At 72.8% G+C, this 14,860-nt stretch carries 14 protein-coding genes and 1 pseudogene; 7 read left to right on the top strand and 8 right to left on the bottom strand.

All coding sequences use genetic code 11. The features are described 5' to 3' along the window. Positions 1 to 116 precede the first annotated feature (116 nt). Positions 117 to 842 carry a class I SAM-dependent methyltransferase gene (locus ABEA26_RS18480; protein WP_345593624.1) on the top strand — a complete coding sequence of 242 codons (726 nt, stop codon included), beginning with the start codon at positions 117 to 119 and terminating at the stop codon, positions 840 to 842. 18 nt (positions 843 to 860) lie between these two features. Here ABEA26_RS18480 and ABEA26_RS18475 read toward each other — a convergent pair whose 3' ends face one another. From ABEA26_RS18475 to ABEA26_RS18455, 5 genes are all read right to left on the bottom strand, one after another. Beyond that, positions 861 to 1,622, bottom strand: coding sequence for a GntR family transcriptional regulator (locus tag ABEA26_RS18475; protein ID WP_345593623.1), 762 nt, complete (start codon positions 1,620 to 1,622; stop codon positions 861 to 863). A gap of 222 nt (positions 1,623 to 1,844) precedes the next feature. Next, positions 1,845 to 2,813: an acetylxylan esterase gene (locus ABEA26_RS18470; protein ID WP_345593622.1), complete on the bottom strand. Its 969-nt coding sequence runs from the start codon at positions 2,811 to 2,813 to the stop codon at positions 1,845 to 1,847. 426 nt (positions 2,814 to 3,239) lie between these two features. Beyond that, positions 3,240 to 4,016 carry a ferredoxin reductase gene (locus ABEA26_RS18465; RefSeq protein ID WP_345593621.1) on the bottom strand — a complete coding sequence of 259 codons (777 nt, stop codon included), beginning with the start codon at positions 4,014 to 4,016 and terminating at the stop codon, positions 3,240 to 3,242. After that, positions 4,009 to 4,614, bottom strand: coding sequence for a sulfite oxidase-like oxidoreductase (locus tag ABEA26_RS18460; protein WP_345593620.1), 606 nt, complete (start codon positions 4,612 to 4,614; stop codon positions 4,009 to 4,011). The genes ABEA26_RS18465 and ABEA26_RS18460 overlap by 8 nt, the downstream gene beginning before the upstream one ends. A gap of 106 nt (positions 4,615 to 4,720) precedes the next feature. Continuing rightward, positions 4,721 to 5,137 carry a MarR family winged helix-turn-helix transcriptional regulator gene (locus ABEA26_RS18455; RefSeq protein ID WP_345593651.1) on the bottom strand — a complete coding sequence of 139 codons (417 nt, stop codon included), beginning with the start codon at positions 5,135 to 5,137 and terminating at the stop codon, positions 4,721 to 4,723. A 203-nt stretch (positions 5,138 to 5,340) separates the two neighbouring features. Here ABEA26_RS18455 and ABEA26_RS18450 point away from each other — a divergent pair, with 203 nt between their 5' ends. The 5 genes and pseudogenes from ABEA26_RS18450 to ABEA26_RS18430 form a co-directional block, all read left to right on the top strand. After that, complete coding sequence (locus ABEA26_RS18450; RefSeq protein WP_345593619.1) at positions 5,341 to 6,408, top strand: ABC-2 transporter permease; 1,068 nt, start codon at positions 5,341 to 5,343, stop codon at positions 6,406 to 6,408. 172 nt (positions 6,409 to 6,580) lie between these two features. Continuing rightward, entirely contained in the window at positions 6,581 to 7,402 is an 822-nt protein-coding gene (locus ABEA26_RS18445) for a putative protein N(5)-glutamine methyltransferase (RefSeq protein ID WP_345593618.1), read from the top strand. 234 nt (positions 7,403 to 7,636) lie between these two features. Continuing rightward, positions 7,637 to 8,005: a hypothetical protein gene (locus tag ABEA26_RS18440; RefSeq protein ID WP_345593617.1), complete on the top strand. Its 369-nt coding sequence runs from the start codon at positions 7,637 to 7,639 to the stop codon at positions 8,003 to 8,005. Between the two features lie 113 nt (positions 8,006 to 8,118). Continuing rightward, positions 8,119 to 10,134 (top strand): FAD-dependent oxidoreductase, encoded by a 2,016-nt coding sequence (locus ABEA26_RS18435; protein WP_345593616.1) that lies wholly within the window; start codon positions 8,119 to 8,121, stop codon positions 10,132 to 10,134. A gap of 81 nt (positions 10,135 to 10,215) precedes the next feature. Then, positions 10,216 to 10,755, top strand: a pseudogene (locus ABEA26_RS18430) (PadR family transcriptional regulator); the annotation flags it as partial. A 115-nt stretch (positions 10,756 to 10,870) separates the two neighbouring features. On the opposite strand, the gene ABEA26_RS18425 reads toward ABEA26_RS18430, so the two are convergent. Next, positions 10,871 to 11,422: a hypothetical protein gene (locus ABEA26_RS18425; RefSeq protein WP_345593615.1), complete on the bottom strand. Its 552-nt coding sequence runs from the start codon at positions 11,420 to 11,422 to the stop codon at positions 10,871 to 10,873. A 174-nt stretch (positions 11,423 to 11,596) separates the two neighbouring features. Then, a complete protein-coding gene (locus ABEA26_RS18420) occupies positions 11,597 to 12,628 on the bottom strand; it encodes a fibronectin type III domain-containing protein (RefSeq protein ID WP_345593614.1) in 1,032 nt (343 codons plus the stop codon). Between the two features lie 342 nt (positions 12,629 to 12,970). Between ABEA26_RS18420 and ABEA26_RS18415 the strand changes: the two genes are divergently transcribed. Further along, on the top strand, positions 12,971 to 13,825 hold the full coding sequence (locus tag ABEA26_RS18415; protein WP_345593613.1) for a glycoside hydrolase family 75 protein: 855 nt from the start codon (positions 12,971 to 12,973) through the stop codon (positions 13,823 to 13,825). Between the two features lie 172 nt (positions 13,826 to 13,997). On the opposite strand, the gene ABEA26_RS18410 is transcribed toward ABEA26_RS18415, so the two are convergent. Then, positions 13,998 to 14,759, bottom strand: coding sequence for an SDR family NAD(P)-dependent oxidoreductase (locus ABEA26_RS18410; RefSeq protein ID WP_345593612.1), 762 nt, complete (start codon positions 14,757 to 14,759; stop codon positions 13,998 to 14,000). Between the last annotated feature and the right edge of the window lie 101 nt (positions 14,760 to 14,860).

Genomic DNA, 14,860 nt, shown 5'->3' with positions numbered 1-14,860 from the left:
CCTCGCCGGGATCCCCTTCGAGCGGGAGAACGCCCCCTGGTGCGAGCGCGTGCTCACAGTGCCGGAGGAGCGGCGCGCTCCCGCAGGGTCCGCAGGACAGGCTCTAGGCTGACCGGATGTTCAGTCCCGAAGGCCCCACCCTGCGCGAACTCGCCGTTCAGGCCCTGTCGTCGGTCGAGCGCGGCTACGACCTGCTCGCCCCGAAGTTCGACCTCACCCCGTACCGGACGCCGGACCGGGTGCTCGACGCCGTGGCCTCGGCGCTGGCGCCGGTGGGACCGTTCGACGCCGGACTCGACCTGTGCTGCGGCACCGGCGCGGGCGTGGACGTACTGGCCCGGGTATGCCGGGAGAGCGTGACGGGGGTCGACTTCAGCGCGGGCATGCTGGAGGTCGCCCGGGGGTGCGCTGTGCCCGAGGGCCCGGCGGTCTCCTGGGTGCGCGCGGACGCCCGTGCCCTGCCCTTCGGTCCCGCGTTCGATCTCGTGGTCAGCTTCGGGGCGTTCGGGCACTTCCTGCCCCGTGAGCTGCCGGGTCTGTTCGCCCAGGTGCGTTCCGTGCTGCGGCCGGGCGGCTGCTTCGCCTTCCCTGTCGCCGCTCCGCCCCGTCCCGGCTCCCGGGCGTACTGGACACTGCTCGGCTTCGACACCGCGATGCGGGTGCGCAACGCGGTGTGGCGGCCGCCGTTCGTCATGTACTACCGGACGTTCCGGCTCGGGGACGTGGGCCGGGAGCTGGCGCGCGCCGGATTCCGGACGGACCTGCGCACCCTGTCCGAGTTCGGGCACCGGCCCGACGGCAGCCCGCGCGCCCGGCTGGTCGTGGCACGCCGGCTGCCGTGATGCGGCGCACGAGCGGGATCAACCGGCCGCCGGCAGTGTGAACTCGTAGACCAGCGCGTCCTGTCGGGCGTCCACGAGGAGGTCCGTGATCTCCAGAGGCCGCTCGTACTGGTCGTGCACCCGCCGGACGACCCGCACCGACGGCGTGTCCGCGAGCCGGGTGATCGTGTCACGGTGGTGCAGGGCCAGACCCGCCCTGCGCATCCAGTCGTAGGCCCGCCGCAACTGTGCCGACCCGGTGCCGTCGGCGCGGCCGCGGTAGCGGGCCAGCTCCTCGACCTCGGCGAGCGCCACGGCGGAGAACGAGGACACGGCCGTCCGCCGGCCGATTCCGTCGGCGGTCGCGGAGGTGTAGCGGTGCACCAGGGTCGGCCGGTCCGGCGCCAGTCCCAGCGCCGCGGCGTGATCCGGCGGCGGCGCCTCCCAAGCGACGGTGGCCCGGTCACCGGTGCGGGGCTCCGCCGCCCGGGCACCCACCGGGAAGGTGAGGGAGGCCGGGCTCTGGGCCGGTGACCTGGGCAGAGCGACGTGACTGCCCCGCCGGTCGGTGGCGAGCAGGCCGTCCCTGCGCAGCACCTCCAGGGCCTGCCGTACGGTCTCCCGGCTCACCCCGAACCGCTCGGCCAGCCGGCGTTCGCCCGGCAGTCGTTCGCCCGGTGGGACGGCCCCGTCGCGCAGCTCGCCGAGCAGCCGCGCGGCCACCCTGAAGTACAGGGGCCGGCCGTCGGTGAGGGTCGTGAGGGCGGCGAGGGGGTGGTCGTGCGGGGTGGTGCGGGCCATGCCGCGCCCTCCTGTTGGTGACGTGCGGTAGCCGCGCGGGCTCGGTGCGCCACCAGAACTACCATTGGTCTAAACCAACTGGGAAGGGTGGACCGCCGGTTCGGCCGAAACCTCACCCGCTCGTCGACCGCCCGTCACCGCGTCACAAGGCGCCGTACAGGGTCTCGGCCGGTGCTGCCTTCCGCGGGTCGTCGGTGCCGCGGAACGGACGACCCGACCGGCTCAGGCGTACGCGCGCAGCCAGCGCAGCTTTGCGGCCTCCTGGAAGGGGCCGCCGCCCTCGTGATCGTTGAAGTCGTACACCTCTATCGCCTTGTCTTCGTGGGCCCACGCGTTGAACGCCGCGAAGACGGTCGACGGCGGACAGGTCTGGTCCTCCAGGGCCGCCGAGAACAGGGCGGGCGCCCGGCCGCGCGCCGCGAAGTGCACGCCGTCGAAGTAGGAGAGCGTGCGCAGCGCCTCCTGGGTGCGGCCGCGGTGCGTCTTGAGGTAGAGGCCGATCTCCCGGTAGGGGTGCCGGTCGGTGAGCTTGACCGCACGCGGGAAGTCACTGAGGAACGGCACGTCCGGCGCGACGGCCGTCAGGTCCGGCACCAGACCGCCGACGGCGATGGTGATGCCGCCGCCCTGGCTCCCGCCCAGGGCCACCGTGCGGGACGGATCCGCCAGCGGGTGCGAGCGGGCCGCCTCGACCGCGCGCACGGCGTCGGTGAAGACACGGCGGTAGTAGTAGTTCTCCGGGGCGTCCAGGCCGCGGGTCATGAAACCCGGGTACGAGGGCGTGCCGCCGACGGGGTCCGCGGTTCCGCCACCGCCGCCCCAGGCGCTGCCCTGGCCACGGGTGTCCATCACGAAGTGCGCACGGCCCGTGGATGCCCACAACAGGTGCTCGTGCGGCAGCCCGCGCCCGCCGCCGTATCCGACGAACTCCACGACCAGCGGCAGTGGCTCCTCGGCCGCGGCCGGCAGGAGCAGCCAGCCCTTGACCGGGTGACCGCCGAACCCGGCGAACGTCACGTCGTACACCCGCACCGTGGACAGTCCCGTCTCGACCGGCTCGAAGCGGGCGTCCAGATCGTGCTCGCGGGCTTCCTCGAGCGTCTTGCTCCAGAACGCGTCGAAGTCCTCGGGATCGGCCGACGCGCTGCGGTATGCGCGGAGTTCGTCGAGCGGAAGGTCGAACAGGGCCATCGAGAACCGCCTTTGCGGGGAGACAGTGCCGGGGCGTACGGATGATCACACCGTACGTGAATGGTCGGAGGTCTCGCCAGATCCCTACCGGGTGCGGCTGCGGCCCAGCCTGGCGTTCGGCGACGTTCGATCGGTCGAACCGCAGGTCACGGTGGCCGTCTGCTCCTCGTGGGTGGAATCGGGGAGTGGCAGGACGCGTCGCGGGCCGGGCCGGGTGGTCGGGTCATCGGCGCCGCCGTCACATTCGGCGGTACGTCCATCGCGGCTCCGAGAGGCCCGGCGGCAGGCCGGCGCGGCCTCGCGCGGGTGGCGGCCGCTCCGCGCCGGGCACGGGCCCGCTCCGGCGCGGGCCGGCAAGGGTGTTCGGGTGGTTCAACCGAAGTCGGCCGAAGCCACCTGGAGTCCGCTGAGGCCAGTCGGCCGAAGTCAGCCGAAGCGTTCGATGCGGACCCGGTGCACCGGCTGGCCTGCCGCCACCAGCAGCCGGGACGCGTGCTCCGCGAAGGAGTTGGAGCCGCACACGTAGGCCTCCCAGCCGCCGGCGGGTGGCTCGGACAGCAGCGGTGCCAGATGCGCGGCCGTCATCCGGCCCACGGGTGTCCCGGCCGGCGCGCTCCGGGTGAACACGGGCGTCGTCTCCGCGCCGAACTCGCGCGCGTAGATCAGGTCCCTCGGGCTGCGCGCGGACACCAGCAGACGCAATGGCACCGTCAGCTCCCGCGCCCGGTGATGCCGCACCATCGACATCAGCGGCACGACACCGGAGCCCGCGCCCAGCAGCAGGGCGGGCCGGTCGCCGGGCCAGGCGAAGAAGCCGCTCAGCGGGCCGCGCACCTCGATCCGGTCGCCGGGCCGGGCCACCGTGTGGAACCAGCCGGACACCTCGCCGTCCGAGACGTGGTCGAGGGTCAGCTCGATGTGCCCGGAGTCGTCCGGCGCGGATGCCAGCGAGTAGTGGCGCTGTGCCACGTACCCGTCCTCGGCGGTCAGCCGGAGCATCAGGTGCTGGCCGGGCAGATGGCCCGCCCACCCGGGCACCGCGAATCGAAAGGTGGACGCGTGGGGCGTCTCGCGGCGGATCTCCGTGAGCGTGGCCGTCTGCCACGTCCCGGCCACCTCGCCGTTCACCTCTATGCGGCCGGGCACGGCGAACCGCGCCGGGGGAGTGAAGGCCCCGGCCGTGTGCGTCACTGTCTCAGTCACCGGAGTACCGCTGCTCCTCCCAGGGATTGCCGCGTGGGTGGTAGCCGTTCTGCTCCCAGAAGCCCGGTTCGTCGTGGTCGAGGAGTTCCAGTCCCGCGATCCACTTCACGCTCTTCCAGAAGTAGAGGTGCGGTACCACCAGCCGTGCCGGGCCGCCGTGCTCGGGGGCGAGCGGCCGGCCGTCGTATTCCCACACGATCCAGGCGCGGCCGCCGGTCAGGTCCGCGAGCGGCAGGTTCGCCGTGTAGCCGGTGTGCGAGTGGGCGACGGCGTGTGTGGCGGACGGCAGCGGGCGGGCCGCCTCCAGGAAGGTGTCCAGACGCACGCCCCCGAACCGCACCCCGAATTTCGACCAGCCGGTCACGCAGTGGATGTCACCCGCGTACGCCGACGCCGGCAGCCGGTGCGCGCCGGCCCAGTCCCAGGTGCGGGGCTCGGCCACCAGTCCGCCCACGCGGAAGACCCAGTCGGCGGGCGACAGGTCGGGCGTGACCTCGGCGGACAGTACGGGCCAGTCGTCGCCGGCGTCGTACTGGCCCGGCGGCAGCCCCGGCCGGGCGCCGCGCGGGCGTCCGGTGAAGCCTCGGGTGGTGTTCATGCGGTGGAGCCTTTCGGGCCGCCGCGAAGAATGCTCGCGGCCGGCGTGATTCAGTGCGTACGCGTCCAACCGTACGTGCCCCCGGAGTGGTCGTCGGCTCCGGTCCTCACTTCCCGTTCTCGGCGGCCGGTGCGGCCCCGGCCCCCTGCCACGCGTTGTACCGCTCCAGGTACGCGGCGAAGCGGAGCAGGTCCTCCTCGGGCCAGTCCGCGAGCCGCTCCCGGAAGGCCGTCCGGCGGCTGTCGGTCACCTGGGCCAGGATGCGCCGCCCGGTCTCCGTCAGATGCAGGACCTGGACGCGGTGGTCATCCGGGTCGACGCGCCGCTCGACGAGGTCGGTGCGCTCCAGCGCGGACACCTGGCGGCTGACGGTGGACTTGTCCAGCGCGTAGTGGGTGGCCAGATCGGTGGCCCGGCAGCCGCCCCGCTCCTCCAGATGGCCGAGCAGCGTGTACGAGACCAGGGACAGCTCGGGGTGCATGCGGCCCGCCGAGGCGCGGGCACGGCGGGCGAAGGCCGTCATCTCCCGCTGGATGGTCTCCACGGCCACGTCCGCCGGGCGGTCGCCGGGGGTGACAGTCGTCTCATCGGGTGTCTCGGCTGCCGTCACAGGTCCTCCTCGCCATTGCTGGTTGTAGAGTACAACTTGAAATGAAGAGTTGTATAAGCCAACTACTCGATCCAACCACTTCGTCCTGCCGAACCAGTCATTGGAGGATGTGAGCGATGAGGCCGCACGCCCTGCGCCACGTGCTCACGCACCTGATCACCCCGCTGCTGATGTGCATCGGGATGGGACTCGCGTACATGGGGGCCTTCGTCACCCCCGAGCCGAACCATCTGCCCGTCGCCGTGGTCGGCTCCGGGCCCGAGGCGAAGGTGCTCGCCCAGTCCGTCGAGGACGGGGCCGGCGGCGGCCTCGACGTGCGGACCGTCGCCACCCGCGCCGACGCCGTCGACCTGCTCGAGTCCCGCGGCATCACCGGCGCCTACGTGTCCGGTGATGAGGCACCCGAGGTCGTGGTGGCCACCGCCGCCTCCGACATGGGCGCCATGGCCGCGGAGAAGGTCTTCACCCCGCTCGCCGAGCAGCGGGGCGTCCCGCTGAAGGTGACCGACGTGGCCACCCCGGTCGACGACGACCCCACCGGCCAGGGCCTGTTCTTCCTGCTGATCGCCGTCAGTATCGGCTCCTACGCCTCCGTGGCCGCCCTCGGCGCCGCGGGTGCCGCCCTGCCGATGCGTGTCCGGGCCCTGCTGACACTCGGAGTCTCCGTCGTCGTCAGCGGTGTCGGTGCCCTGCTCGCCGGGCCGGTGTTCCATCTCGCGCACCACGACCTCGCCGGCCTGTGGGGCATGGCCTGGCTCTACGCCGCGGGCATCCTGTTCGTCGGGGTCGGCCTGCACACCTTCCTCAAGCGGTGGACCACGCTCGCCATGATGGTGCTGTTCGTGATGCTCAACTTCACCAGTTCCGGCGGTTTGTTCAGGCCCGAGCTGCAGAACGGCTTCTTCGGTACCCTGCACGCCTTCTGGAACGGCGCCGGGTTCGTCGAGGGTGCCCGCAGCCTGCTCTACTTCGAGGGCGACGGACTGGGCCGCAGCGTCTGGACGCTGGTCGCCTGGCTGCTGCTCGGCCTCCTGGTGACGGCGGTCGCCGCGCTCCGCGAACGAGGCGGCACCGCACCGGCGTCGGCCACCCTCCCGAAGCACGCGAAGCCGGACGAGCGGAAGGCCGTGTCCCCGGTAGAGAGGGGTGCGGAGGAGGGGACGGAGGAGACCGTCGGCGTCTGATCGTTGGGGTAGGGTGACCGGCGACCGCGGACATTCCCGGTCGCCGGACGCCTGGGAGGTGAGACCCATTACCGCTGTGTCGGCCCGGGTGCTCTCACCTCATGGCAGTACGGTCCTCGCCAACGGGTGACCATGAGAGCGCCCTTCGGTTCTCGAAAGGCTCTCGGCCTCCATGCCTCCACTGTTCTCCGCGTCCCCCTGCCCGCCCCCCTTCTCCGCCCCCCTCCCGTCTCCCGACTCCGTCGTGGCCGCGCTCCGCGCCGCGGGCTGCGTTTTCGCGGAGGACGAGGCGGAGTTGATCCTGGGCGCCGCCCGCACCGCGGGGGAGCTGACCGCCCTGGTGGACCGCCGTGTCACCGGACTGCCCCTCGAACTCGTCCTGGGTTGGGCCGAGTTCCGCGGTCTGCGCATCTCCGTCACCCCCGGTGTCTTCGTCCCCCGTCGTCGTACCGAGTTCCTGGTGACCGAGGCCCTCGCCCACGCGCCGGACGCGGCCGTCGTCGTGGACCTGTGCTGCGGCTCCGGCGCCGTCGGTGCCGCGCTGGCCGCCGCCCTCGGCCGGCCCGAGGTGCACGCCGCCGACGTCGACCCGGCCGCGGTGCGCTGCGCCCGCGGCAACCTCGCGGCCGCCGGCGGCCGGGTGCACGCGGGCGACCTGTTCGACGCGCTGCCCGACGCGGTGCGCGGCCGGGTGGACGTACTCGCGGCCAACGTGCCGTACGTCCCCACCGGCGAGGTCGGCCTGCTGCCCGCCGAGGCCCGTGACCACGAGCCGCTGGTCGCCCTCGACGGCGGCACCGACGGCCTCGACGTACTGCGCAGGGTCGCCGCCGAGGCGCCCCGCTGGCTCGCGCCCGGCGGCTGCCTGCTGGTCGAGACGAGCGAACGCCAGGCACCGGCCGCCGTCGACGCCTTCACCCGCGCCGGTCTGACGACCCGCCTCGCGGTCTCCGAGGAGCTGTACGCCCATGTGGTGATCGGCGTCAGAGACTGAGGAGGTTCCGCCTTCGCCGTTCGCCCGCTCTCCTTCCGGCATCACCCGGTACGGCGATGACCGCCGTACCCGCATCCTGTGCGTGATCGTCGTGTCGCCGGCTTCTGCGTACTGACCGACAGCAAGACCTACCGCTTCACACGGGGCTGACCTGACCCGCCCCTTCGCGCCGGACCGCAAGTGGTGCTTTTCTGGTGGTACAGGCGGTATGGGCCCACGAGAGGAGCGATCACGATGGACGGTGAGCGACTGCATCCGGAGTCCGTCTCGGTGGAGCTGAGCGGGTGCAGCAAGGAGGACGCCCGGACCGTGTTCGACGCCCTGTGCACGTGCTTCTCCTCCGACCGGCGTTCGGAGGAGGTGCCCCGGGAGTACGACAGGGTGCGTCCCACCGTGTGGCTCGGCACCTTCGACGTGGCCGAGGCCAGGGGCGAGTGCGACCCCGCCCGGCTGACGGCGTCCGTGGAGGCCGACGTGCAGGGCGGCTACTGGGCGATCGACCGGTTCCGCACGACCCTGGACTCGCTGTTCACCGTGCACGACCTGAGCACGGCCTCCGGGGACCAGGAGCGGGAACTGCACGTACGGCTGGAGAGTCACTGACCGAGGTCCGCCGGTGCGGCGGTGTGGTGTGCGCCGCCTTCTTGTGCAACTAGTTGCACAAGAAGGCGGCCGTCCTCTACAACAGAGGCACCACACCGCGCACGGAGGCCCCGATGAGCCGCTACCCCCACCTGCTGAGCCCGCTCGACCTGGGCTTCACCACACTCCCCAACCGGGTCCTGATGGGCTCCATGCACGTCGGCCTGGAAGAGGCCGAGCGTGGCTTCGAGCGCATGGCCGCCTTCTACGCCGCCCGCGCCCGCGGGGGAGTGGGCCTCATCGTCACCGGCGGCATCGCCCCCAACGACGAGGGCCGGCCGTACGAGGGCGGAGCCAAGCTCACCACCGGGGCGGAGGCCGAGCAGCACCGGGTCGTCACGGAGGCCGTGCACCGCGAGGGCGGCCGGATCGCCCTGCAGATCCTGCACTTCGGCCGCTACGCCTACCACGCCGACCTGGTCGCGCCGAGCCCCCTCCAGGCGCCGATCAGCCCCCACGTGCCCCGCGAGCTGACCGACGGCGACATCGAGCGCACCGTCGACGACTACGTCCGCACCGCCCGCCTCGCCCGCGAGGCCGGGTACGACGGCGTCGAGATCATGGGCTCCGAGGGATACCTGATCAACGAGTTCATCACCGCGCGCACCAACCACCGCACCGACCGCTGGGGCGGCTCCTACGAGAACCGCATGCGCCTGCCCGTCCGGATCGTCCGCCGGGTGCGCGAGGCGGTCGGTGAGGACTTCATCCTCGTCTACCGGCTCTCCATGCTGGACCTGGTCCCCGGCGGCTCCACCCTCGACGAGGTCATCGCCCTCGCCAAGGCCGTCGAAGCCGCCGGAGCCACCATCATCAACACCGGCATCGGCTGGCACGAGGCCCGCATCCCCACCATCGCCACCTCCGTGCCGCGCGGCGCCTACACCTGGGTGACCAAGCGCCTCATGGGCGAGGTCTCGGTGCCGCTGGTCACCACCAACCGCATCAACACCCCCGAGGTGGCCGAGAGTCTGCTCGCCCAGGGCACCGCCGACATGGTGTCGATGGCCCGCCCGATGCTCGCCGACCCCGACTTCGTCGCCAAGGCCGCGGTCGGCCGCCCCGAGGCGATCAACACCTGCATCGGCTGCAACCAGGCCTGCCTGGACCACACCTTCAGCGGGAAGATCACCTCCTGTCTGGTCAACCCGCGCGCCTGCCACGAGACCGAGCTGGTCCTCGCCCCGACCCGGCGGCGCAGGCGCGTCGCGGTCGTCGGCGCCGGACCGGCCGGACTGGCCTGCGCGGCGAGCGCCGCCGAGCGCGGCCACGAGGTCACCCTGTACGACGCGGCGAGCGACATAGGCGGCCAGCTCAACGTCGCCCGCAAGGTCCCCGGCAAGCAGGAGTTCGACGAGACGCTGCGCTACTTCCGTACGCGGCTGGAGGAGCACGGCGTCGACGTACGCCTGAACACCCGGGTCCAAGCCGACGACCTGGCCGGCCACGAGGAGGTCGTCGTCGCCACCGGCGTCACCCCGCGTACCCCCGACATTCCCGGTGTCGACCACCCGAGTGTCGTGGGCTACCTCGACGTGCTCCGCGACGGCGCCCCCGTCGGCGACCGGGTCGCGATCCTCGGTGCGGGCGGCATCGGCTTCGATGTCGCCGAGTACCTCACCGACGGCGGCGACAAGGCGCACGAGGACCCGGAAACGTACTTCCGCCTCTGGGGCGTCGACATGGACTACCGCGCGCCCGGCGGCCTCGCCGAGCCCGAGCGGCCCGCACCGCCGCGCACCGTGCACCTGCTCCAGCGCAAGGCCTCCAAGGTCGGCGCGGGACTCGGCAGGACCACCGGCTGGATCCACCGCACCGAACTGAAGCACCGCGGCGTCACCATGGTCCCGGGCGTGCGCTACGACCGGATCGACGACGCCGGGCTGCACGTCACGATCGGCGACGAGTCCAGGGTCCTGGAGGTCGACACGGTCGTCCTGTGCACGGGTCAGGAGCCGAGCCGCGGCCTGTACGACGACCTGGTCGCCGCCGGGCACAGCGCGCACCTCATCGGCGGCGCCGACGTGGCCGCCGAGCTGGACGCCAAACGCGCCATCAAGCAGGGCACCGAGCTGGCGGCGGCGCTGTAGCGGTGTGCGGGCCGGCAGATACGCGGGCGAAAGTACGTGCGAGGCCGGAAGACGCGCCCGGCCCGTCCCTAGGATGAGCGCATGTCACTCCCGCACGCGATCCTCACCGCCCTGGTCGAAAAGCCGTCGTCGGGGCTGGAGCTGACCCGCCGCTTCGACAGGTCGATCGGCTACTTCTGGTCGGCGACGCACCAGCAGATCTATCGCGAGCTGGGAAGGCTGGAGGCGGACGGCCTGATCCGCGCGCTGCCCGGGCAGCAACCGTCCCGCGGGCAGAAGAAGTCCTACGAGGTCCTGCCCGCGGGCCGCGCCGAACTGGCCCGCTGGGCCGCCGCCGCTCAGGATCCCAAGCCCCTGCGGGACGCGATGCTGCTGCGGCTGCGTGCCGCGGCCGTGGTCGGCACCACCGGCATCGAGGCGGACTTGCGACGTCACCTTGAACTGCACGTGCGGCAGTTGGCCGAGTACGAGGAGATCGAGAAGCGGGACTTCCCGCCAGGGAAGGAGAGCGCCGAGGACCGGCTGCGGCACCTGGTGCTGCGCGCCGGCATCGACCTGGAGACCTTCTGGACACAGTGGCTCAGGCACGCCCTGGCGGAGTTCGCGGAGCTGTCGGGTGACAACGAGCAGTCGGGTGACAACAAGCAGTCGGGTGACAACGAGTTGCACGGTGACAACCAGTTGCACGGTGACAATGAGCTGCCGGGCGGGCGGCGGGTGTGAACGCGACCGCGGTTCAGAAACGGTACGGCTTCTGACGACGGCGCAGGAACCACGCCGCGCCGATGACGCCCGCGCCGACCAGCGCGCCGCCCGCCACGAGGGTGGCCGTGCCGTAGTCCTCGACGGCCCCGCCGAGGCCGCCCAGAACGCCGCGTGGTGAAGCGGAGGGGGAGGGGGACGGGGACCGGCTGGGTGAGGGGGAGGGCGCCGGGGAGACGATGACCGTCTGGGAGCCGGCCGTGCTGTTGTTGGAGCACATGACGATGACCGTGTACGTGCCCGGGCTGATGTCGGACCAGGTGGCGGACTGACCCGAACTTGTTCCGGACAACGCCACCTGGCGCCCCTGGGCGAAGTCGCCCTGGGTGCCGGTGAGCAGTGAGGCGGTGCCCCAGCTGCCGCTCAGCTGGGCACAGGCGGTGGTCGTGACCGACACCGTGGTCCCGGTGGTGCTCACGGAGATCCCCGGGCCGGCGGAAGCCGGGCCGGCGGTCAGGGCGACGGGCAGCGCGGCGGCGGCCGCCACGGTCAGGCCGGAGCGGAGAAGAGGCGATGAGATGCGCATGTGGACTGCTCTCCGGCGGCACGGTTGGCGGTACATCCGTTGCGCCGCCGATATCGGGAACGCCCGTGCTGCCTCACGGGCAGCCAACAGGGCGGCGGCCGTGCCCGCATGCCGAGCGCGACCGCCCAGGTGACAGGCCGGCCGGGCCCGGCCCGGCGTACCACTGAACCACCGTCATCCGCCGTCGCCCGTGGTCACCTTCCGCTCGTCCGAGAAGCCGCCCCAGGTCCCGTCGGACAGTCTGGCCCGGACGCGCACCCGGTGCGTGACACCGGCCTCACGGCCCGCGTAGAAGCTGTACTCCGCACGGTCGCGCGGCGCGTCGCCACCGTAGACGAGTGAGGTCGCCGGACGACCGTCCAGGTGGATCTGGTATTCGGTGACCACACCGTCCGTGCGCGGCGGGGCCCAGGTGAGGTCGATGTAGTAGGCCCCGTCGTCGTTGCGCGAGGCCGCGCGCAGGGCTCCGGGCGCCGTGGCACGGCCGTCGTCGGAGCCCGGGGTGGTGATCCGGACGGTGGTGCCGGCGGGGGAGACGTTGTCGGCGGCGTCCCGCGCCCGGACGGTGAAGGAGTAGCGGGTGCCCGCGCGCAGCCCCGTGACGACGGCCGCGGTCTGTCCGCCGCCGACGCTGTGGACCTTGGTGTCGCCCTGGTACACGTCGTACGAGACCACTGCGCGGTCGTCGGTCGCGGCGGACCAGGTGAGCTGGACGGCCCGGCTGCCCGCCGCCCGCCCGAGGGCAGCGCGCGGGCGGGTCGGGGCGGAGTCGTCGGTGACCGCCGCGGGGGTGGTCGCCCGCACCTCCCGGCTGTGAGGTCCGAGCCGTCCGTCGGCGTCGCGCGCCCGCACGGTGAAGGCATGTGCCGTCGAGGGGCGCAGCCGGACGACGTCCATCATGCGGTCGGACGCCGGTACCTCCTTCACCAGGGTGCCGCCGCGATGGACCTCGTACGCCTCGACGCCGTCTACCGCGTTCCACATCACATGCACGGTCGTCGCACTGCCCGCCTCGGCGGTGACGCCCGTCGGCGCACCGGGCGGCCCGCCGCTCCCGTCACCGCCGCCGCCCGTGCCCCAGCCGCAGGACGTGACCAGGAGAAGCGCCCCGCAGAGCAGGGCGCAGCGGCGCGGAACGCGGCCGGGGACGGGAACAGCAAGGACGGGAACCTGTCGCACGGCGCTGCCTCCGGGTGACTCAGACATGGCGGCAATGGTCCGGACCAATATGACGCCAATGACGCGATCACATCAAGAGGGGTCACATCAAGAGGGGCCACATCAAGAGGGTCGTCGGCGCCATGCAGGCGCGGGCAGGCGCGGGCAGGCGCGGGCGGGCGCGGGGGGTCGGAGCCGGTGCGGACCCGCCCTGCCCGCCTCCGGTCGCGGGGACCGGACACGCGCCGCCCGTCCCGTCCCGGGCGTCTCGCGTCCTTCCGCCCGGGCGCCTCGGGATGCACCGTCTGGCCCACAAAAGGTGGCCCTGTGCGCGATTCGGGGACAGATGAGGCCGAGTGACCGTCCATGTCCCCCAGGAGAGGCCACAATGTGCGTGTCCAGTCGCTGACTCTGGTCGCGGCCAGCGCCGCCCTGCTCGCCCCGACGACGTTCCCCGGCGCTCCACTTCCGACCCGCCCCGTCCCGCGGGTCCAGCCCCCGCCCGGGCACCAGCCCCACGCCGACCCGGTCCGGGCGGGCAGGTCCGGTGCCCGGACAGGTCCGGTGCCGCGCTCCCGGGTCGGCCCCGCGCTGCCGTCCCGGGTCCGGCGCGGTGCCGAGACGGAGGCCGGAGCCCGGCAGAAGGAAAGCAGTGGTGAGGAGCCCGTCCGCGCCGAAGATCTGCTGGCCAGGGTGCGGGGCTGCGACCCCGTCTCGCACGGGCGCTACCGCACCGACGCCGGAAGGCCCGCGGACACCCCGGTCTGCGGCAGGGGAGACGCCGTGTACTGGAAGGCCGACCTGGACGTCGACTGCGACGGCCGGCCCGGCGATCGCTGCAACAGCGGCACCGACCCCTACTTCTCCTCCGCCACCGCCTACACGCAGTCGGACGGCCGGCCCCTGGACGCGGAAAGCCTGCCCTACGTCGTCGTCCCCGCGCCCAGCGACATCTGGGACCACCGTGAGCACGACGTCCACGGCGGATCGGTCGCGGCCGTCGTGTACGGGGACCGGGTGCGGTACGCGGTCGTCGGCGACGTCGGCCCGCGCGACCTCATCGGGGAGGCCTCCTACGCCGCCGCGCAGTCGCTCGGCATCCCGGCCGACCCGCACGGGGGCGGTACCGCGTCCGGCGTGACGTACATCGTCTTCGAGGGTAGCGACGTCGAGCCCCTCGAGGACAGGGCCGCCGCCGAGAAGGCCGGGGAGCGGCTGGCGCGGGAGTTCGTCGACGGCGACTGACCCGCCGACGCGTCGCACGCGGGCGGGTCGGCGCCGGACGTTGGGCGCAGGGGCCCGGCGATCGGGGAGGGGCCCCGCGCGGGCCCTGGCGATGGGGGAGGGCCCCCGCGCGGGCCCTGGCGATGGGGGAGGGCCCCCGCGCGTGGGGGTGCGATGAGGGAGGAGGGGTCCCTCAGACGGCGGACCAGCCGTCGTCGACGGGCAGGATCGCGCCGTTGATGTTGCTCGCCGCATCCGAGGCGAGGAACACGATCGCCGCGGCCTGCTCCTCCGGCTGCGACACCCGGCCGAGATTGACGAAGTGCGGGCCGAGCGTGGCCGGCCCATGGGCGCCCTGCTCGGCGTCGACGGTGATGGCGGTCTGTGTGCCGCCCGGGCAGATGGCGTTGGCGCGGATGCCCCGCCCCCGGTACATGACCGCCAGGGACTTGGTCAGCCCCACCACGCCGTGCTTGGAGGCCGTGTAGGCGGCGCCCGCCGCGCTGCCGCGCAGGGCCGCCTCGGAGGCGGTGTTGACCACGGCGCCCCGGCCGGCCGCCAGCATGTGCGGCAGCACCGCGCGAGTCAACAGAAAGGGAGCGGTGAGGTTGACCCTCAGTATCCGCTCCCACTCGGCGTCGCTCACGTCCGCGAGCGCCGACATCCGGTCCATGATCCCGGCGTTGTTCACCAGGACGTCGATGCCGCCGAACCGCTCGACCGCGGTCGCCGTCACCCGGTCGACGACCGCCTGCTCGCTCAGGTCGCCCGTCACGGCGACGGCGGTGCCGCCCGCCCGCTCGATCTCCTGTACGGCCTCGTCCGCGCCCTCGGCGTTGAGGTCCGCCAGCACGACACGGTCGCCCTGGGCGGCGAACGCCAGGGCCGCGGCCCGCCCGATGCCCGATCCCGCTCCGGTGACGATGACACTGCGCCCACCCGGTCCGCCGGTCATGTGGTGCTCCTTCTCTTGAGGTCCAGGGGGCGTCGCGCCCGCTGCCCTGCCACCCTACGACTTAATGTCGTTGAGTGACAAAAACTAGTCGTGGAGAATCC

Origin of the sequence: Streptomyces marokkonensis, assembly GCF_039539045.1 — a bacterium.
Taxonomy (GTDB): domain Bacteria; phylum Actinomycetota; class Actinomycetes; order Streptomycetales; family Streptomycetaceae; genus Streptomyces; species Streptomyces marokkonensis.
Note: the sequence above shows the minus strand (reverse complement) of the source record. Positions and strands in the feature narration are given on the sequence as shown.